The sequence below is a fragment of the Psychrobacillus sp. MER TA 171 genome (genome assembly GCF_023713305.1).
Taxonomy (GTDB): domain Bacteria; phylum Bacillota; class Bacilli; order Bacillales_A; family Planococcaceae; genus Psychrobacillus.
This window is the reverse complement of record NZ_JAMAWN010000038.1, coordinates 1-19,061: the sequence shown is the minus strand read 5'-3', so window position 1 is coordinate 19,061 and position 19,061 is coordinate 1. Positions and strand designations below refer to the sequence as shown.

Sequence of the window (19,061 nt, the reverse complement as noted above, 5' to 3'; positions counted from 1 at the left end):
AACGAATGAGAGCAAGAATAAGGCAATGAAAAAGGGTATTTTCTGTTCAGTTTGAACAAAAAGTACCCTTTTTTAATTTTCAAAAACAAAATTATTATAAAAACGTAAGTTTTTCAGTGCCCTCAGCAAAGCGACGAGGAGATTGAAGCCGTGCCCCCGGAAAGCGTCCGCTGGAGCGGAAAACAACTACCGGAATTTAAATAGAAGCCCCGAAAAATTTACCAGGTCGTAAAATTTCGAGGCTTTTTATTTTTTCTATTACATTTTCCTTCATTAATAGTCAAACCACTCTATTTAGTCTTTAACAATTCCTTTTGTCTAAGCTCAATTCTTCTAATTTTCCCAGAGGTTGTCTTTGGAAGCTCAGATATAAATTCTATTTCTCTAGGGTACTTGTAAGGTGCAGTTAGCGCTTTCACGTGGTCTTGAAGCTCCTTAACTAACTCATCCGATACTTGCAGCGAAGGATCTCGTAGCACCACGAATGCTTTAACAATCGTCCCTCTTATTTCATCTGGACTACCGATGACTGCACATTCTTGTACTAGTGGATGCTTTGTTAAAGCGTCCTCAACCTCGAACGGTCCAATGGTATATCCAGAGCTAATGATTATATCGTCACCTCTACCTTCAAACCAGAAATAGCCGTCTTCGTCCTTTCTAGCTCTGTCTCCGGTAATATAATAATCTCCTCTAAACTGCATCGAGGTTCTTTCCGGATCTTTTAAATATTCCTTAAACAATGCAGGAGTTTCTACATGAACAGCAATGTCTCCTACTTCTTCTACGTCACATGGCTCTCCTTGGTCGTTGACGATTTCTACTTTGTTTCCAGGAGTAGGTTTACCCATAGAGCCTGGCTTAGCCTCCATCCCTTTCATCGTACCGACTAGCAATGTATTTTCGGTTTGGCCATATCCGTCTCTCACTTCTAGGTCAAATAATTTTCCAAACGTTTCTATAACCTCTCTATTCAATGGCTCACCAGCAGAAACAGCACTATGGAGACTAGATAAGTTATAATCAGCTAACCCATCTACCTTTGCCATGATTCGATATTCCGTAGGCGTGCAACATAGAACATTTACCTGTTGTTCTTGGATATTACGAAGATATACTTTTGCATCGAATTTGCCGTTATAAACGTATCCGGTTGCACCGCTTCCAAGCGTAGCTAAGAAAGGACTCCAGATCCATTTCTGCCAGCCTGGACTTGCTGTAGCCCATACAACGTCACCATCTTCAATCCCTAACCAGTTGGGAGCTGATGTCCGTAGGTGCGCAAAAGCCCAACCGTGTGTATGTACAACACCTTTAGGATTACCGGTTGTTCCACTTGTATAAGATAAGAAAGCCATGTCATCTTTTAAGGTTTCAATTGTAGAAAAATCCTCGCTTTCCTTTTCCATTTCATCTGTAAGAGATATCCATTGATTTTGACTTTGTCCAATGACAAATAGTAGTTTGTTCTCTAAATTGCTTACATCGTCGTATTGGGATAGGAACGGTTCAAAAGCTATGATTGCTTTTGCTTCACTATGGGTTAATCGATATTCAATATCCTTAGCTCTAAGCATCTCGGAGTTTGGGATTACAACTAATCCTGCTTTTAGCGCTGCAATATATACTTCATATGCTTCGATCAGTCTAGGAACCATAATAAGAACGACATCGCCTTTTTTAAGACCTTTGCTTGTAAATAAATTGGCAATTTTATTTGCTCGGAGGAGTAAATTTTTATAGGTGATTTGTTTCTTTTCCCCTTTATCAGATTCCCAAATAAGAGCTAACCTACTTTCATCGGTACTATACTTTTCGAACTCGCTTACTAGGTTATAGTGTGATGGTGCGATTAAATCCATTTTGTTCATGAATCATTTCCCCCTTCTTGTTCTAATTTAAAGTATAGGGGATTTTTTTACTTTTTTATATAATAAATTTAATTTTTAGAAATTTTGTAATATATGTACCACGAAAAATGATGCATAAAATAGGAAAAAGCCGGCAGTTTCCTGCCGACTTCTTTTTTATATGATTAGCTGTTTGAACCGTTCATTTGTTGTTGAGCTCTTTGCACTAAACGCTTAGTAATTTCTCCGCCTACGGATCCGTTGGCACGCGCTGATGCATCTGCTCCTAAATTCACACCAAATTCTTGAGCGATTTCATATTTCATTTGATCAAGAGCTTGCTTTACACCAGGAACTAAAAGTTGGTTGCTGTTGTTGTTTGAAGACATTGTAATCACCTCCTTGTGAAATTAGAATGGTCGATTTCATTCTTTTTATGTACACAAGATATGAGGTATATTTTGTTATTTTTTACAATAGATCTTCAAAGACATTTTCTTTTTTCTTTGGGAATGAAATCGTCTCTCTATTTTCAACTGCTTCTTTTATCAATTCATCAAAATCCTTAAAGCTTTCATAGTATTCCACTTTCTCTAGCTTTGGTTTAGTCTTTGGACAAGAAGGAGTGAAAATAGTACAGCAATCCTCATATGGAAGAATTGATGTGTCATAAGTCCCGATTTCCCGGGCAATATCTATAATATCTAGTTTATCCATTGATATTAACGGTCTAAAAATAGGCGTAGATGTCACTGCATTTATAGCTGTTAAGCTTTCAAGCGTTTGGCTAGCTACTTGGCCTAAGCTTTCACCTGTCACAATTCCTAGTGCTCCAATTTCTTCGCGAACAAGATCTGCAATTTTCATCATAATTCTTCTAGTCGTAGTCATGGAAACATTTTCGGGAATTTGAGCCTGAATACTTTGTTGTATATCAGTGAAAGGTATGACATGAAGACGCACAGTTGCTCCAAAATGGCTTAACTGATTGGCAAGATCCATTACCTTTTCTTTTGATCGTTCGCTTGTAAATGGCGGACTATGAAAATGAATCGCATCTAATCTTACACCACGCTTCATTAGCATATAACCAGCGACAGGACTATCAATTCCACCTGAAAGCATCAGTAAGGAACGACCATTAGATCCTAATGGCATTCCACCTGCACCTGGAATAACTTGAGCCATCATATATACAGCATCGGTCAAGACTTCAATACGCAAATCGATTTCAGGCTTTTTCATTTGAACCTTTAAGGCTGGATATTGTCTTAATACATGGCTAGCGATAGTAGTTTGTAGCTCATACGTATCCATTGGAAAGCGCTTGTCAGTACGTTTTACTGTAACTCGGAATGTTTTATCTTCCGTCTCAAGACTTTCCATGATCTCTAATGCTGTTTTTTTAATATCTTCTATATCTTGTGAACAAGAAGCAACCGGACTAAACGATTGAATACCAAAAATTTTAGGTAAACGTTTGATTAGCTCTTGAATTTCTTCATCATCCGTAGAAGTTAAAAACATGCGATCTCGCTCAGCATGTACCTTTATATTTGGTAAGTCCACAAAGGAAAACTTAATATTATTTCGTAAATGATTAATAAACTGTTTTCTGTTCTTACCCTTAGTTGAAAGTTCTCCGTACCTAACTAAAATTTTCTCCCATTTCATTGCATTTAATCTCCTTTTATAACATTCATCACTTCGGTGAATATTTTTTTAAATGTCTCTATTTCTTCCTCGGTCGTTAGAGGACTGATACTTAAACGGATAACACCCTTTATATAGTCATCTGATATATGCATCGCCTTTAACACGTGGCTTGTTTTTGTTTGTCTAGAAGAACAAGCACTACTAGTAGAGACAATGACATCTCTTTTTTGTAATGCATTGATTATAACCTCTCCCTTGATTTTTCGCACAGAAAAAGTAACGATATGGGGAGCACGATTCTCTGGAGAAATCATTTTAATACGTTCGAAGCCATGGAGAAACTGAACAAGCTCGTCAGTTAGATTTTTCATGTGTGTTGAATTTTTCTCCAAGCCAGTACTAGCAATTCTCATTGCCTTTGCTGTGCTTACTGCCAATGGAACTGGAGTTGTGCCACTTCTAATACCCGATTCTTGTCCTCCGCCGAACAATATAGGCTCTATCTCTCTTGTTTTTGAAAGTGCAAGTAAACCAGAGCCTTTTATGCCGTGAATTTTATGAGATGAAATAGTTATTGCATCTATATCATACCGTTTAAAGTCTATCGATAATTTACCAAAGCTTTGTACTGCATCGACATGAATGACTGCCTTACTTTCTCTTCTCACAATTGTACTCAATGCTTTAAGTGGCTGCACAGCACCCGTTTCATTGTTAACATGCATAATACTCACTAGCATCGTTTCTGCGCGAATTAGTTTGGAAAACTCATTTAAATCTATTATTCCGCTAGCATCGACCGGAATCCATTCCACCTCAAAGCCCATAACAACCAGTTGTTTAGCCGCTTCTATAATAGAAGGGTGTTCAATTTGAGAAATAAGTACGTGCTTTCCTCTAAATTTATATTTGTTTGCAAGTCCAAATATCGCTAAATTATTGGACTCCGTACCACCAGACGTAAAGTATATTTTAGCACTAGCAGTGCGCAGAATTTCTGCTATTTGTTCTCGCGCTGATTGTAATAACTGGTTCGTTTTATGACCAAATTCATGTATAGAGGATGGATTTGCCCAATATGTTTCGTTCACAGCGACAAAAGTATCCATTATTTCCGGTAATACTTTTGTTGTTGCGCTATTATCCAAATAAATCAAAGTATTCTCTCTCCTTCTTAGGAAAAAGACCACCATCACAAGTAGTGAGGTGGTCTACATTTCTATCTGTTTTTAAGATACCATGTTATGTACGCCAAGCTGCTTCTTTAATCATCATTTCGATTTTCTTTAAAGCTCCTGGTTCCACTTCTTCTACTGCAGTTGCCGCATCTTCCAATGCCTTAGCATAGCGCAATTGTCTGAATGCTTCCTCTGCTTCGAGTAAACGTGCATGAACATTTGGATGCGACGCACGATAACGATTTCCATACTGAATAATTTTTTCAGTTAGCTCTACATTTTCTAACATTTCTTTTGCTTTATGATGTACATCTTCCATGCATGCCTCTGCCTTTTCCAAATAACCATCGACCAATGTCATATTTAAAGGAACTTCCTGCAAGCTTTGCATAGCAACATAAATATGCTCTTCCGCTTCTTCTAATCGGACATCCATTTCTTCTGGTATACCTGGAATATTGGCTTTTTGAATCATACGATCTGTATCATGTAATAATATTTTTAAGTCATCTAGCTTTTCTCGGGCCTTGTTTTCGTCGATGCGCAGATTTTTTAGACGGTTTGCGAAGCGATCCTGCTCTTCGTATAATCGATCAATCTCTTCCGCAATTTCGTTCAGTTCTTCCTGAAGACTTGAATAGGCAGATTTCTCTTCCTCTACTCGGAGAGCAAGCATGCTAAATTTTTTATCTAGCTCCTCTAGCTCTTTTAGACAGCTCTGAGGTATTTCAGCTTCTTTTTCAGGTAAACGATAACTTTGCTGTACATATGTCGCTTCTTCATTGATCGCTCTAGTAGCTGTAGTTACTTCTCTCAAACGAATAGCTGTCTGGTCCTTATAGCTATCCACGTACTTTTTAGCTATGACTTCTTTTTCCAATAGATCATAGAACGTTTCAATTTCTTCTTTTATCTCTCCCACACGAATCAATGGCTTAGCAACATCCAGACTAATAATAGAGGTCTTTAACTCTGCAAGCTCTGCTTCTAAATCATCTAGCTTTTTAGTCATTTCTAAATGCTGCAAGTAATAAGAACTAGCTTCCATTTCCTTTTGACCGTTTCGCAGCTCATGTATCGTAGCAGGGATTTTATGCTGAATCTCAGTAAGTAAAGTTGGAATTTCATGTATTTTATGAAAGAACTTTTGTCCTTCATCTTGTATGTTGATCACTATTTCTCTAGCGCTTAAGTAGTTCCCAGTATCCGTTAGCTGGTCAAATTCCTCAAAGAGTGGTAAGAAGGATTCTAATTTAGCCTCTAGAGCAGGAGCTGCTTCGCCAAAAGAATATTGATGGGCTAACAATGTTTTTCTTGCTGAACGATGTTGGTCCTTAAGCTGTTCTATTTCTATGCGGTTTTTTTCCTCGCTACCGATTAGTTCCTCTAACTCTTTGATAATACCTGACATTTTCTCATCACAAGTAGATATCAAAGTTTGAAGTTCTTTTTCGATTTTGGTGGCCTTCATAAAAAGGAACTTATCTACATATTCTTCCGCATCAAACAAAAGAACGTCAATCTTAGGCATATGTACATCCATTACTTCGGTCCAATTATTGCGCCATCTTTCAAACATTTCTTCTGTTTGCCCATTCATATTTAGCTGTTTAACTTTAGTCATTTCCTCTAAAATAGGCTTGTTTTGAATTTGGTGCTTTTCATGCTCTAAGCGAGCTATTTCTGTTTGGTGTTTCTTTCGTATGATAAATGCAATGATTGCAATTACTAAAAGTACAATGACTGCTGGGATGATATACCTCATCGTAAGCCCCCTGTTCCTGTTCCAAAATCAAAAAGTGCGAATTGTATCTTACTATATATATTACCATGCTTTTTATGTTATTGTTTCATTAAATAAGAATAAACCTAAGAAATGTTAAAAAATAATGTAACTTTCTACAAAAGGAGCCCAACTGCTATGAAAAAAGATGGACATATACATACCCCTTACTGTCCTCATGGAACACTGGATAGTTTTAACCAGTATATTGAAAAGGCTATTCTAAATGGTTTTCAAGAAATCACTTTTACCGAGCATGCTCCGTTGCCTTCCAGCTTTATAGATCCCACGCCAGATAAAGATAGTGGTATGGATTTTCATCGCTTAGAGGCCTATTTAACGGAACTAAATCAGTTGAAAAAACAGTATAAACGAGATATTGTTATATCTACAGGCTTAGAGATTGATTATATTTCAGGTTTTGAATCAGAAACTACGGAGTTTTTAAACAACTATGGAAGTTATTTAGACGATTCCATTCTATCCGTACATTTTTTACTCGATCAAAATCAATATGTATGTATCGATTATTCTAAGGAAGTTTACCTGAGATTCGTCGAAAAACTTGGTAGTCCTATGTCTGTCTATAAATTGTATTACAAAACGTTGATGGATTCAATAACGAGCGACTTAGGAATATATAAGCCAAAACGGATTGGACATATTACACTTGTACATAAGTTTCAGCATGCACTTTCTGAAATTGTTGATGATCATGAAGACATCTTAGGTATATTAGTAGAAATGAGGAATAGATTGTTAGAGTTAGATGCAAATAGTGCAGGCTTTGCTAAGCCTTTTTGCAAAGAGAGCTATCCTCCAATTCCCTATATTTCTCTGGCAAAGGAATTAGGTATACCTATAGTTTTTGGATCAGATGCGCACCAAGCAAAAGATTTACACCAGTATTATAAATGTTTTAATAATATCTTGTAGATTGGAGAATGTATATGTTTCAAACAACTAACTATTCAACTGACTTGTCCGCTAGCTATTCATTATTGTGTAAACAGCTAGATGCTCTTTTAGAGGGCGAAACTAATGCAATTGCCAACTTAAGTAACGCCTCTGCTCTTTTAAACCAGTTCTTCGACAAAATTAATTGGGTTGGGTTTTACCTAGTCGAGGATGGTGGACTTGTGCTCGGACCATTCCAAGGTCTACCTGCTTGTGTTCGTATTTCACTTGGTAAAGGCGTATGTGGTACAGCAGCGGAAACACAGGAAACAATAATCGTACCTGATGTTCATGCATTTCCTGGTCATATAGCTTGTGATGCCGCTTCGCAATCAGAAATTGTTGTTCCTATTGTAAGAGAGGGTAAACTTCTCGGAGTTTTAGATATTGATAGCCCTATAAAAGATCGATTTACTGCTGAGGATGGAAAAGGACTAGAACAGTTCGTAGAGGTCCTTATTAAGCATATATAACTTCTAGTTAACTAGATTGAAAGAGGATGTGATGACTTCTGTCATTTCATCCTCTTTCGTTTTTTTACAATTTATCTAAGGCTTGCTCTAAATCTCTAATAATGTCTTCTGAGTTTTCAAGACCAACTGACAGTCTTAGTAATCCATCGGTTATACCCATAGCAATTCTCTCTTTGCTAGGTACTACAGAGTGGGTCATAGTTGCTGGATGTTGGATTAGTGTCTCGGCATCACCTAGGCTTACTGCGATTTTAATGAGCGAAAGAGCATTCATAAGCTGCTGGGCTTTTTCCTTACCACCCTTAATAGCAAAGGAAATTAGTCCTCCCCCGTTTTTCATTTGCCTTTTTGCTACCTCGTACTGAGGATTTTTTTGATCGAAAGGATAATAAATGGACTCAATAGAAGGATGGGACTCTAAAAATGAAAATACTTTTTCTGCGTTACTAGAATGTCTATCCATTCTGACATGTAACGTCTTTAACCCTCTAATTAACAGCCACGCATCAAATGGTGATATGATACCGCCAAAGTCCTTCTGAACAGTCGAACGAATTATGTCCATTTGTTCTTTTTCCTTGCCTACTAGAATCCCAGCTATCACATCTCCATGACCGTTAATATACTTCGTGGCACTATGCAGTACGAAGTTTGCTCCTAAGTCTAACGGATTTTGTAGATATGGAGAACAGAAAGTATTATCCACCACTACCGGAATATTATGTTTCTGTGCAATTTTGACGATTAATGCGATATCTACAATTTCCATCGTTGGATTGATTGGTGTTTCCACGTAAATACATGTCGTATTTGGTTTAATAGCTGCCTCAATTTCTTCTTCGGTTGACAACTTTTCCAAGCTATGCGAAATATTATATTTTTCCTCCATTATGTTCAGTAACCCAAATGTACAACCATAAATTCCTCTTGTGCATAAGATATGGTCACCAGCTTTAGTCAAATATACTAGGATTGTACTTACTGCGGCCATCCCCGACCCAAAAGCAAGCGCACCCTCTCCATTTTCTATCGCTGCCATTCTTTGCTCTAGCACTTGGACAGTCGGATTACCTAACCGGGAATAGATCCCTCCCGCTTCCTCTCCTGCAAACCGTTTCGCACCTTGCTCTGCATTTTCAAATGCAAATGTAGAAGTTTGATAGAGCGGAACCGCTAAACTGTCATGATGATTCTCAGTAGCATACCCTTGATGAATAAGTGTTGTTTCTTTTTCCATTGATGATTTTCCCAAAATCGTGCACCCCTTTTGTAAACGCTTTCAAATATAGTGTACACATATTTCCAAAAAAAGAAAAGGCAACTCATCTTAATGACAAGTTACCTCGTAAATACATAGCTGGTTTTTTCCATTATTTTTCGCTTCATATAGTGCAATATCTGCATGATGAAACAAATTATGAAAGTCTGCATCCCCTCTTTTACTCCACCCAGATAAACCAACAGAAACGGTCACCCCTGGATTTGTATAAATAGGGATTATCTCTAAGAGGTCGGCACAAATTCTTTCACCTTCCTCCACAGACATCTGGGGAAAATATAGAGCCAGCTCTTCTCCACCCCATCTTGCACCTATTCCTACTTGTTCTACTTTTTTATCAATAACCGTTGCAATTTGTTTAAGAATACTGTCTCCTACCTGATGTCCATGAGTGTCATTCACTTGTTTAAAGTTATCGATATCCATTAGTACGAAGATCCCACTAGTATCATTAATCATAGATTCCTCTACGTATCTATCTAAATAGCTTCTTGCATAGAGATTCGTCAGGTGGTCACGATCAACCATTTCTTGTAATTTATTGCGCAGCGCGGAATTAGTAAGGGCCAAGGAGGAATGCTGTATTAAGGATTGCATTAATTTGAAGCTATCGAAGGAAAAATAGTATGGATCGCTGTGCAATACTATGCTAAACCCAGTAATATTTTCTTGTTCTCTTAAAGGAATTGCCACAAGAGATCGATATGCAACGTTCGTATTACTTAGTCGATTGAAATCAGCCACAAACAGCGAATCCTTAAGCTTTTTAAATTGGTTTCCTACATGTTGAATATACATTTGGCCTTCTAATGTGTAAAAATAATCAGAGCTAGCTACACTGATCGAGTATTCATCATCCTCTATAAATACAAAACAAACATGCTCTGGCTGAAATGATTTCATTAGTTGATTTTTTAAGAATATGACCATGTCTTCTTGCGATAAATTCATATTCAATTTATGAGTCGTCTCATTGATTAATTGTAAGTCACCAACTAAACGGTGAGATTGAATAAACAACTTAGCATTTTCTAGGGCGTTTCCAGCAGTAGCAGCAAGCATCTTCATAAATTCCTTCTGCCTGATTGAAAACAGATAATCCATCGGGGTAGATACTTGTAGGATACCGTAGATCCCCTGCTTCCCCTTTATTGGTATATTTAATAGTTTCATCTTCGAATTTTCTACTAAATCTGAAGTTATTTCTCCGGATACGTACGCTTCAACCGTACTAGGTCTCTCCGAGGTATAATCAAATAATTTATATGGAACAGAAGTTTTACGATCTTGATCGTTAGAGAGAATCAATGTATTGTCAAAGTCAGGAAAAGCATCCTGAACAGCCAATAATGTTCCTTTTAAGATTTGATCTACCTCAAGTGTAGAATGGAACATTTTTGTCACGTTAAAAAGATTTCTGTATTGGTGCTCCTGTTCTGTTAAGAAGATAGACTTTCTAACCATTCTTACTAATTTGCTAATGATTAGTATAAATTCATTTACTTCAGATGTCTTCGCGAATTTCTCCCATTTCTCTGTTGCTTCCATTACTAACATCCCAAGAATCTCATGATCCTCACTTCTAAACAAAATAGAAACTTCACCACACTGTTTTTCTCCTTTTCTTATAAAAGGAATCTCTGCATAGTCTTTTTCATAGAAGAAACCTTCTATTTCTATCCATCTAATGGCTTCTCTTTTTTTAATGAGTGAGTGATTCCAATTCAGTTGAATGAAAGTATGGGCATCCTGTTTATAATAGGTGGCAAACCTAACGTCAAAAAACTCAGCCAACAATACTTTGAGTTCTTCAAACCAATTAATCTCACTGTCTTGACTAAAAGTATAATCGGTCCATAAGTCAAAAACTCTACCTTTAAATTTTGTTAAGTCTATATCGTTTGCCATCTATTACACCTCTTAGCTTTCGGAGAGAAGTTATGATACTTTTATCCCAATACCCTTATAATTCAATTTGACTATAAAATTTCCGTTTTGTCAATATATTCAATTTCCCAAAATAGCTATAATATTAATTAACTAATGTATATGATTGACTTTCAACAGTGCACGAGATACAATAGTCTTTGTGTAAAATAAATGCAGCAGTTGTATGGATTAGATTGTTCATTTTGTTCCTCTATTTAAAATAGATGGTGTATCCCGTAACCCTCGGCTGCTAGGGCGATGATACATGAAAACGAAATGGCTGCTAGTCTGAATGCATCTGGTTCTTATTTTACAACAAAATAAAACCAATACAAAGGAGGAGTCATTCATGGCTCGCTATACAGGTCCAGCATGGAAATTATCACGTCGTCTTGGTATCTCACTAAGTGGTACTGGTAAAGAATTAGAAAAACGCCCATACGCACCAGGACAACACGGTCCTAACCAACGTAAAAAATTAACTGAGTACGGTCTTCAATTACAAGAAAAACAAAAACTTCGTCACACTTATGGTGTTAACGAACGTCAATTCCGTACTTTGTTTGATAAAGCTGGTAAAATGCAAGGTAAACATGGTGAAAACTTCATGATCCTTCTTGAAACTCGCCTTGATAACATTGTATACCGTTTAGGTCTTGCTCGCACTCGTCGTGGAGCTCGTCAATTAGTTAACCATGGTCATATTATGGTTGACGGTAAACGCGTTGATATTCCTTCATACCGTTTAAAACCAGGTCAAGAAATTTCACTTCGTGAAAAATCTCAAAACCTAGATGTTGTAAACGAATCTATGGAAGTTAATAACTTCGTACCAGAATACCTTACATTTGACGCAGACAACAAAGTTGGTACTTTCGTTCGCCTTCCAGAGCGTAGCGAATTATCAGCTGATATCAACGAATCTCTAATCGTTGAGTTCTACTCTCGTTAATCTAATTGCTCTGCAAAGAGTAATATTAAAAGCCTTAGAAACCTTTATAACAAAGGGTTTCAGGGCTTTTTTCTTTTTCTCTATAATGCAAGATAAAGCATATAAAAGAAAGTAATTGGGGCTAGTTTGGGGCTAAAAAATATATGGCGGCGTAAGTACAGGAATGTGTAAGTGAAATTAGGAGCCTCCAGTACAATTTTCTTTTTTAAAGTTGACGTCTAATCATGATTGTATAACTAAAAGTGCCTAACTCAAGGCATTTTCTCATTTAAGTATTCTAATCTAAGAATAGAATTATCTAAAATAATTAGGAGCCAAGGACTATGAACAAAGATTATTAATTATTTCTTCACCCTTCTACGGAATTCGGGTCTTTGTTATTCAATCTCTTTGACTGAATAATGTATTTCATTACTTCAAGAACCTTATTCATACTAACAAATTTCATTAAAGTACTTTCTCATGCTTGTGAACCCCAATGGTACGTTCTCTTCCCTCTATTTCAAGAATAGATTCTGTAAAAGACTTTTTTAATGAACGATTTGCTTCTAGACTAGGATAGTTAGCATAAACCTCTGTGATATAACGTGCCACAAAAATTTCTTGATATGACGAAAATAGAATAGTCATATTCAACCCGCTATTAATTTTGTCAAAGTTGGGAACACACAATCGTTTTCCACTTCCAAGTCAGAAGAACCCTTCCCCTTAATACCTTTTCATATTCTTCATACCCATTCACTTTTCCTAAACGACCTGCTTCTTGACAATCAGGAAAAGCAATTTCATAAGCCCTTTTCTTTTGGAAAATTAGTCGGATAGCCCAAAAAAGTTATATATACTAATAGTCCAAAGACCTTTGTTATTCATCACCGCTAGCGAACCTCAGCGACTTATCGTTAACAAGTTTGCGGCAATGGCAATAACGAGTATATTAACAGAAATAATTGAAGAAGATACAATTTCATCTCATATGACTGTTTTTCACGCAAAGAAAAATAATATGAGATGTATACCTATTAAAAGCAGCAACTAAACACGGTTACTGGTAGAGAAATTTAATCCATCCAAAATTTCATAGATAATTTTTCACATATAAAAACACCTTCTATTCTACACTTTTAATTAATGTATAGATTCGTAGGTGTTTTATATGTCTTAATATTTCAGGTTAGTCTCCTTGTAATTCGACCATTGTGCTGCTCTTGTATTCTTTATAGTTTTATCCTATGTTTTTCAATAATTTATTTACTACTTCTAATCCGTACCGATAGAAATTCTCCTCCATTTTTTAAATCCAATTTACTCCAATTCGTTTATTACTAATTTTAATAGGAAATATCGCTGTTTCTAACCTACTAAATTATGGTGATTCGCTCAACAAAATATTGGTATTGTACGTACTAAATAATTTGTAAAAACATAATATAAGGCTTATGAGCACTATGTCAAAAGCGCGGCTTATTCGGCACCTAGCCTAGAAAAAATCCCTGAGAAAGAATTTTCTTTCTCAGGGATTAATGAGTTAAAGCACTGATATCTCTGTTACTTCACTCCATATTAATCGAATATTTTTGGAGTCCAGTATACCCTTTTCTAATACTTCTTCACTATCATTATATTTTTGAACTGTATCTATATCATTATATTTAGTCAAAAACCACCCATTTTCATTTCTACTAATAGAATACTTTTCACCTCTATATGAAAATTCCACTTCGTGCCCTAAAGACAAGTCATCCACTAAATCTTTATACGTATAATTCATAATAAATTAACCTCCCACTCTCTATTTCCAAGGTCCTCTTGGTGTTTATCTTACTCCAATCCCAATCATGTTCATAGGGTACCTTAGGATGTTCTTCAGGATTTCCATGGTCCGTAAAGTCTATATCTTTTTTAACATTCCCATTCTTATCATAATATTTACGTTGAATTAAATTACCCTTCTCATCATCCCTATCCATCGATGAATTTGATTTTTGTCCTTTACCTGGTAGTTTATTTTTTGTAGTTGTAGAAAGGTATTTACTCTTAGGATAACTAGTATTACCTTTACCCTTAGGAATATCTAAAAATGTATTTTATGAAAGGTGGCAGTTTTTTTAACCGCCAACCATATTGGTTAAATAGCCATTGTTTTAGGTTGATCTGGCATGATATAAGCCGTTTTATTTTTCATCATACCATAGATTATTCTGACTAATCTTCTCATAATGCAAAGTAAGGCTTGTGACTTTGATTTTCCCTCTTTTAGTTTCTGATTGTAGTAAGCGTAAAAGACAGGATTACAAGGAATTTTACTGCCTTTACATACTTGTTCTTGTTGGACAGCTAAGTTGTAAAAGGATCGTATAGCTTTCGATTGCCTTGCTTTGTTTTCTTTTCTTTATCTTTTCGTTTCCTTACCGCCCGAACCCATTTTAATAGGGGCTATTCCTGCATACCTTGCTAGTTTGTCAGGGTTAGCGAACAGATGAATGTCACTGATTTCTGCAATCAAAGCTGATGAAGTAACCGTATCAATCCCTGGCATGGTATCAAGCTGAATACCTAATGTCTGAATGGTCACCTTTAACTCTTTATCCACCTTCTTGATTTCCTGCTTTTTAAAACGGATATCTCGCACTATGCTTTGAATGATAAAGTCTCTTGTTGTCTGAAATTCTCGTTTTATCTCACCGTCTGCTTGAACAAGAGATAGTATCTGTTCTGCTTTCCTAGTGGAACAAGCGTTACTACTCGCTTCTAATAGAAATGCTCTCAATCGCTCTACTGTTTCCCCCTCCAAATGAAATGGAGAAGGATAGCTTTCCCAATAGGCTAAAGCAGTTTTCCCATCCACTTCTGTAAAACATCATGTAGGGATTACAAAGATTACCTTTATTCTCTAGATAAAAAACGGTTCAATCGGCACTGGATAGACACACAAAAAAGAAACCTTGAAAGGCATAAATTCTGCCAATCAAGGTTTTAAAGGTTGATTATATCAAAAGCTGTCTTGAGTATAAAATAGTTAATATAAAACTACTAAATAGTTTACATATTCTCAATTTCATCATTAACTTTTTTAATTTGTTTTATCATCTCATCCATTATGTTTTGGTCAAAAACCCCATCTTTATCTCCTGATAAAAAAAACAATTTTAACCAATAGGCATTATCCTCAGTAAATGTTTCAATTGCTTTCCAAATGTTCTCTTTGGTCAGTGTTCTCACAATGACATCAGGTGGACTTGCTGGTATATAATCTAAACCTTCTTTATCCATGTACCAATAGTAATTGCTTGGTGTAGTGACTACCATGGTATAAGTCATTCCATCTTCCATCGTTACAAACACATCAATGTTATCGTTATTTTTATCTATTGTATCAAAATAAGCTGGAAACTCTATATCTCTAATCTTCAATATTATTCTCTCCTTTCTAAGGTTATTTTCCGTATAGTTGTTTTAATACTTTTATTACCGTACCTTGATTTTTTTTGTTAGACTTGGCGAGTATTTCAACGCCACCATTTATATTTCTAAAATAAACTCTAGCTCCATTCTTACTTCTTAGCTCATGTATTCCTCCAAATCCGAGAGAATTATTTCCTATTCCTGGGTTAGAGTTCCCTTGCTGTAATTTAGCTACTAAATTATTAGCTTCTTTTTGAATAAGTGTATCTTTACCCATTTCCTCAGCAGCTTTTACTAACCTAGAGTCTTTTTTTATAGATGAGATTATTCTAACATTAGCTGTACCCTTAACCTTAACAGGACCAATATATTTTTTAGATATACTCGAAGGTATCCCTCCACCTCCACCAACTCCTCCTTGATGCAATTGTTTCATGCCATCTGGATCTGTATACTTAATAGGATTGTTAGAGACGTATGTGTACCCATTTTGTGTAAGTATATCATCACTATCCCCGGGATCAGGATCTTGTGATAAAAATACGCCAGATTCTGGCTGATAGTATCTAGCTATCAAGTAATATAATCCTGTTTCTTTGTCATACAGGTAGCCAGCATAACGATAAGGATTGTCCTTCACTTGGTCTGTTTCATCAAATTCTAATACATTCCCCCATGCATCGTATTTATAGGTAGCCACTATTTCACTATTCCGATTAGTTAAAGCTATAACATCTCCGTGGGCATTATAATGATAGAAGAAAGTTTGCACTCCCTTCTTCATCGAAAGCAACTGACCATTTTCTGAATACGTGTAAGAACGTATGACATTGTTTTTCTCATCTGTTTCATAAAGAACGTTGATACTGTCCCCATTATAATGGTAGTTGGTAACAACTTCATTAGCATTTTTCTGAATTCGTCTTCCACTCTCATCGTACTGATATGTGACAAACGGAGTAGATTCTCCTATATTTGTAACAGAAATAAGCTCATCTGCATTGTTCCATTCATAGATATACTGTCCATCTATTACTCGGTTGCCGTTGGTATCATAAGTAATGGTCTCATCATCAAATTGCGTTAATTGGTTGGCTATATTATATATTGCAATTTTATTTGTAGTTTGTCCATTATTTGTAATGGTTATTTTCTTTCTGTTTCCAAAGCCATCATAGGCGTATTCATTGACCTGTCCATTTCTTAAAGATTCTTTTATCAATTGTTCTTGGTCATCGTAATCATATGATATAAATGAATCATCAAGATAGTCTATTTTTGTACGGTTTCCATTCGAGTCATAAGAGTAGTCTTCCATTAAAATTTTTTTTCCGTCTGCTGTTCCAATGGTAAGGTTGCTTACTAGTCCCCGATCATCGAAGTTAAAAGTTGACCCTGCCCCGTTAGCTGATGTGAATGTTTGAACATTTCCTTTCTCATTATAGCCAAAATGGTAAGTGCCATCTCCCGTGGTAACAAGTGTATTTTGATCCAACTGGTTATATTCGTATTTATTTGTTTGCGTAAAGGCTCCATGTGAAAAGATGAAACTATCTAACTTATCGGTTTTGGCTAGATAGTTCCACTGCTGGTGCCCTTCCCGATCCTTCAAGTCTTTGACTCGGTTAGAGGAATCAAATGCTCTAGATTTCTGCCTTGCTTCCTTTACATACATAACGGACTCTTCATTTCCATTTAAATCATACTTAAAGTTAAAATACTCTTCATTATTATAGAAAATACTTTTAACTCTATTTACACCGTCATAAGTCCACGAAATAGCGTTTCCTCTAGGTAAAATTGTTTTCGTTAGGTTTTTGTTAGTATCATATTCATTGATAGTCACATCATTTAATGAACCTGTTGTTTTGGTCAGATTGTCCATTAATTTTTATTTTTGAACCATTCATTATTTCAAGATGAACATTGTTATTCTTCCATTCACTTGCAAAAAGGCAAGCTCTATCTATCCCCTGTAATAACTGTTTGGTATTAAGAGTAATTATCGTGTTCGAATTACTTGGAAATAATCCGTCGACGTTAGGATAATTGCCATCGATCAATCTAGAAAATAGAGAAATTGTATTTGTTTTAAATGTCATATACCGTTCTGATATAAAAATATGTATTACACTATCTTCATTACTTATTATTTTGGCTAGTTCATTCAAACTTGTTCCTGGTACGTTGAAAGACCCCTCTATATTTGATTTTATTTCAACATCTCTTAAAGCCAAACGTTGGGAATTGGTTGCTACACACTTTAATCGCTGAGCTTTAAACGACATATTCACTCCGGTTAAGACAGGCCTAGACTCACTCTTTGAAACTGCAAACACAGTTTGTTTAATAATTTCGAGTAATTCAACACTTGGAATTTTAATATATTTATCCTCATCGATTTTAGGGAGGATAGGGTAATCGTCTGCATGAAACCCGTATAATTTAGTTACAATGTCATCGGATTGAATGGTTACTACTTGTTTCTCATCTACTTTTATATGTATTTTTCCAGGTAGCTTCTTAACAATTTCACTTAAGTATTTTGCTGAAACTACAACACTCCCTGGTATACACACTTCCAGCACTTTTACTCCATCATTCATCAAAGGGATAATTGTCTCAATAACAATATCAGAATTACTGCCCACTAGCGTTAAGCCACTTTCATCAGCAGTAATCTTAATACCTGTAAGAATAGGAAAAGGCGTTTTGGAAGTCACTGCTCTATTAACATCTGAAATTGCTTTACTAAAAAAATCATTATCAATTATAAATTCCATCAAAAGGTCCACCTCGTTTTAATTATAAGTATTCCTAATTCGACAAACTCCTTCCCAATCCCTACCTCAAACTTTTCTATCCTTTTATTAATAAATGTCTTTGTGTTATACATAAGGTAGTATTGTTGATGAAATGTTACACTAAAACTAATGTCACAGTTAGTGGATAAAATTATTTTTTTTAAACAAAAGAGGGGTAAATATGATTTGGCTAATAGTTCTTCTTATTCTTTTTATTATTATCGCTTTTGCTCTCCTAGTTGAAAGGAGAAATAAGAAAATTAATAACAATAACCAGAATCCAATAAATCCAAATGCAAAACCAGGGGAAAGCTCTAATCATACGATGGGAGATAATAGATATTCAAATGTTGAATAACTCAATTACACTTAAATCAGTGGAATTGTCACATAACGTGCTCTCGGAAGGTCACCTCGTAGCGTAGATTAAATTTTCTAGCATAGTCTCTATTTTAAAATTCCATTTTTTCTAGTAAGACATCTCCCCTCCCCATTCTTATTGGTTGGAGAGGAGGCGACGACTCCCTCTTAAAATGTAGTCGTACCAATGGTTTCATTACGTATTTTAAAGTGAAAAAAATTTTTTTAACTCGTCTAACTGATCTTTTGCACCCTTATTAAACCACTTATTAAAAATATTGGAAACGAAGGCTGTGCTCCGCTAAAAATCTTGGTTAAAAATTCCATAAATATACTATTCTTGGATGCACTCTGTTTCTCTGCAGAACTTATGATGACGTACCCTCCCATATCTCTTTGCGTCGCACGCATACATTCCTTCGTTCGGTCTAGTCATAA

Annotated in this window: 17 protein-coding genes and 1 pseudogene; 4 read left to right on the top strand and 14 right to left on the bottom strand. The window is 35.9% G+C overall.

What is annotated here, in order from left to right:
• Positions 1–290: 290 nt before the first annotated feature.
• From mbcS to ezrA, 5 genes are all read right to left on the bottom strand, one after another.
• Positions 291–1,871, bottom strand: a complete 1,581-nt coding sequence (gene mbcS / locus M3627_RS19830) for an acyl-CoA synthetase MbcS (protein WP_251557219.1) — start codon at positions 1,869–1,871, stop codon at positions 291–293.
• A gap of 164 nt (positions 1,872–2,035) precedes the next feature.
• On the bottom strand, positions 2,036–2,239 hold the full coding sequence (locus M3627_RS19825; protein ID WP_251557218.1) for an alpha/beta-type small acid-soluble spore protein: 204 nt from the start codon (positions 2,237–2,239) through the stop codon (positions 2,036–2,038).
• An 82-nt stretch (positions 2,240–2,321) separates the two neighbouring features.
• Positions 2,322–3,524 carry a tRNA uracil 4-sulfurtransferase ThiI gene (gene thiI / locus M3627_RS19820; RefSeq protein WP_251557217.1) on the bottom strand — a complete coding sequence of 401 codons (1,203 nt, stop codon included), beginning with the start codon at positions 3,522–3,524 and terminating at the stop codon, positions 2,322–2,324.
• A 5-nt stretch (positions 3,525–3,529) separates the two neighbouring features.
• Complete coding sequence (locus M3627_RS19815; RefSeq protein WP_251557216.1) at positions 3,530–4,663, bottom strand: cysteine desulfurase family protein; 1,134 nt, start codon at positions 4,661–4,663, stop codon at positions 3,530–3,532.
• An 85-nt stretch (positions 4,664–4,748) separates the two neighbouring features.
• Positions 4,749–6,449: a septation ring formation regulator EzrA gene (gene ezrA / locus M3627_RS19810; RefSeq protein WP_169360930.1), complete on the bottom strand. Its 1,701-nt coding sequence runs from the start codon at positions 6,447–6,449 to the stop codon at positions 4,749–4,751.
• Between the two features lie 156 nt (positions 6,450–6,605).
• On the opposite strand from ezrA, the gene hisJ reads away from it, so the two are divergent.
• Together hisJ and M3627_RS19800 are read left to right on the top strand one after the other, a co-directional pair.
• Positions 6,606–7,403, top strand: a complete 798-nt coding sequence (hisJ, locus tag M3627_RS19805) for a histidinol-phosphatase HisJ (protein ID WP_169360929.1) — start codon at positions 6,606–6,608, stop codon at positions 7,401–7,403.
• A 14-nt stretch (positions 7,404–7,417) separates the two neighbouring features.
• Positions 7,418–7,897 (top strand): GAF domain-containing protein, encoded by a 480-nt coding sequence (locus M3627_RS19800; RefSeq protein WP_169360928.1) that lies wholly within the window; start codon positions 7,418–7,420, stop codon positions 7,895–7,897.
• A gap of 64 nt (positions 7,898–7,961) precedes the next feature.
• Here the strand turns inward: M3627_RS19800 and megL are convergent, their stop codons facing one another.
• Complete coding sequence (gene megL / locus M3627_RS19795; protein ID WP_169360954.1) at positions 7,962–9,134, bottom strand: methionine gamma-lyase; 1,173 nt, start codon at positions 9,132–9,134, stop codon at positions 7,962–7,964.
• A 90-nt stretch (positions 9,135–9,224) separates the two neighbouring features.
• Positions 9,225–11,084: a sensor domain-containing diguanylate cyclase gene (locus M3627_RS19790; protein ID WP_169360927.1), complete on the bottom strand. Its 1,860-nt coding sequence runs from the start codon at positions 11,082–11,084 to the stop codon at positions 9,225–9,227.
• 370 nt (positions 11,085–11,454) lie between these two features.
• Here M3627_RS19790 and rpsD point away from each other — a divergent pair, with 370 nt between their 5' ends.
• On the top strand, positions 11,455–12,057 hold the full coding sequence (rpsD, locus tag M3627_RS19785) for a 30S ribosomal protein S4 (protein ID WP_251557215.1): 603 nt from the start codon (positions 11,455–11,457) through the stop codon (positions 12,055–12,057).
• 447 nt (positions 12,058–12,504) lie between these two features.
• Here rpsD and M3627_RS19780 read toward each other — a convergent pair whose 3' ends face one another.
• The 7 genes and pseudogenes from M3627_RS19780 to dnaN form a co-directional block, all read right to left on the bottom strand.
• Positions 12,505–12,651 (bottom strand): hypothetical protein, encoded by a 147-nt coding sequence (locus M3627_RS19780; RefSeq protein WP_251557213.1) that lies wholly within the window; start codon positions 12,649–12,651, stop codon positions 12,505–12,507.
• A gap of 931 nt (positions 12,652–13,582) precedes the next feature.
• Entirely contained in the window at positions 13,583–13,825 is a 243-nt protein-coding gene (locus tag M3627_RS19775) for a hypothetical protein (protein ID WP_169360924.1), read from the bottom strand.
• Positions 13,809–14,024: a hypothetical protein gene (locus M3627_RS19770; RefSeq protein WP_251557211.1), complete on the bottom strand. Its 216-nt coding sequence runs from the start codon at positions 14,022–14,024 to the stop codon at positions 13,809–13,811. The genes M3627_RS19775 and M3627_RS19770 overlap by 17 nt, the downstream gene beginning before the upstream one ends.
• Positions 14,025–14,182: 158 nt before the next feature.
• Positions 14,183–14,911 (bottom strand): annotated as a pseudogene (locus M3627_RS21155) (transposase); the annotation flags it as partial.
• 185 nt (positions 14,912–15,096) lie between these two features.
• On the bottom strand, positions 15,097–15,468 hold the full coding sequence (locus tag M3627_RS19760) for a hypothetical protein (protein WP_169360923.1): 372 nt from the start codon (positions 15,466–15,468) through the stop codon (positions 15,097–15,099).
• Positions 15,469–15,490: 22 nt separating this feature from the next.
• Positions 15,491–17,134, bottom strand: coding sequence for an RHS repeat domain-containing protein (locus M3627_RS19755; RefSeq protein ID WP_251557220.1), 1,644 nt, complete (start codon positions 17,132–17,134; stop codon positions 15,491–15,493).
• A 172-nt stretch (positions 17,135–17,306) separates the two neighbouring features.
• Positions 17,307–18,242, bottom strand: coding sequence for a DNA polymerase III subunit beta (gene dnaN / locus M3627_RS19750; protein ID WP_169360921.1), 936 nt, complete (start codon positions 18,240–18,242; stop codon positions 17,307–17,309).
• Positions 18,243–18,444: 202 nt separating this feature from the next.
• On the opposite strand from dnaN, the gene M3627_RS19745 reads away from it, so the two are divergent.
• Positions 18,445–18,621, top strand: a complete 177-nt coding sequence (locus tag M3627_RS19745; RefSeq protein ID WP_169360920.1) for a hypothetical protein — start codon at positions 18,445–18,447, stop codon at positions 18,619–18,621.
• Positions 18,622–19,061: the final 440 nt, after the last annotated feature.

Excerpts from the sequence above, each read along its gene's own strand:
- mbcS (WP_251557219.1), bottom strand. The coding sequence starts at position 1,871 with ATGAACAAAATGGATTTAATCGCACCATCACACTATAACCTAGTAAGC.
- M3627_RS19825 (WP_251557218.1), bottom strand. The coding sequence starts at position 2,239 with ATGTCTTCAAACAACAACAGCAACCAACTTTTAGTTCCTGGTGTAAAG.
- thiI (WP_251557217.1), bottom strand. The coding sequence starts at position 3,524 with ATGAAATGGGAGAAAATTTTAGTTAGGTACGGAGAACTTTCAACTAAG.
- ezrA (WP_169360930.1), bottom strand. The coding sequence starts at position 6,449 with ATGAGGTATATCATCCCAGCAGTCATTGTACTTTTAGTAATTGCAATC.
- hisJ (WP_169360929.1), top strand. The coding sequence starts at position 6,606 with ATGAAAAAAGATGGACATATACATACCCCTTACTGTCCTCATGGAACA.
- M3627_RS19800 (WP_169360928.1), top strand. The coding sequence starts at position 7,418 with ATGTTTCAAACAACTAACTATTCAACTGACTTGTCCGCTAGCTATTCA.
- megL (WP_169360954.1), bottom strand. The coding sequence starts at position 9,134 with ATGGAAAAAGAAACAACACTTATTCATCAAGGGTATGCTACTGAGAAT.
- M3627_RS19790 (WP_169360927.1), bottom strand. The coding sequence starts at position 11,084 with ATGGCAAACGATATAGACTTAACAAAATTTAAAGGTAGAGTTTTTGAC.
- rpsD (WP_251557215.1), top strand. The coding sequence starts at position 11,455 with ATGGCTCGCTATACAGGTCCAGCATGGAAATTATCACGTCGTCTTGGT.
- M3627_RS19775 (WP_169360924.1), bottom strand. The coding sequence starts at position 13,825 with ATGAATTATACGTATAAAGATTTAGTGGATGACTTGTCTTTAGGGCAC.
- M3627_RS19770 (WP_251557211.1), bottom strand. The coding sequence starts at position 14,024 with ATGGATAGGGATGATGAGAAGGGTAATTTAATTCAACGTAAATATTAT.
- M3627_RS19755 (WP_251557220.1), bottom strand. The coding sequence starts at position 17,134 with ATGTATGTAAAGGAAGCAAGGCAGAAATCTAGAGCATTTGATTCCTCT.
- dnaN (WP_169360921.1), bottom strand. The coding sequence starts at position 18,242 with ATGGAATTTATAATTGATAATGATTTTTTTAGTAAAGCAATTTCAGAT.
- M3627_RS19745 (WP_169360920.1), top strand. The coding sequence starts at position 18,445 with ATGATTTGGCTAATAGTTCTTCTTATTCTTTTTATTATTATCGCTTTT.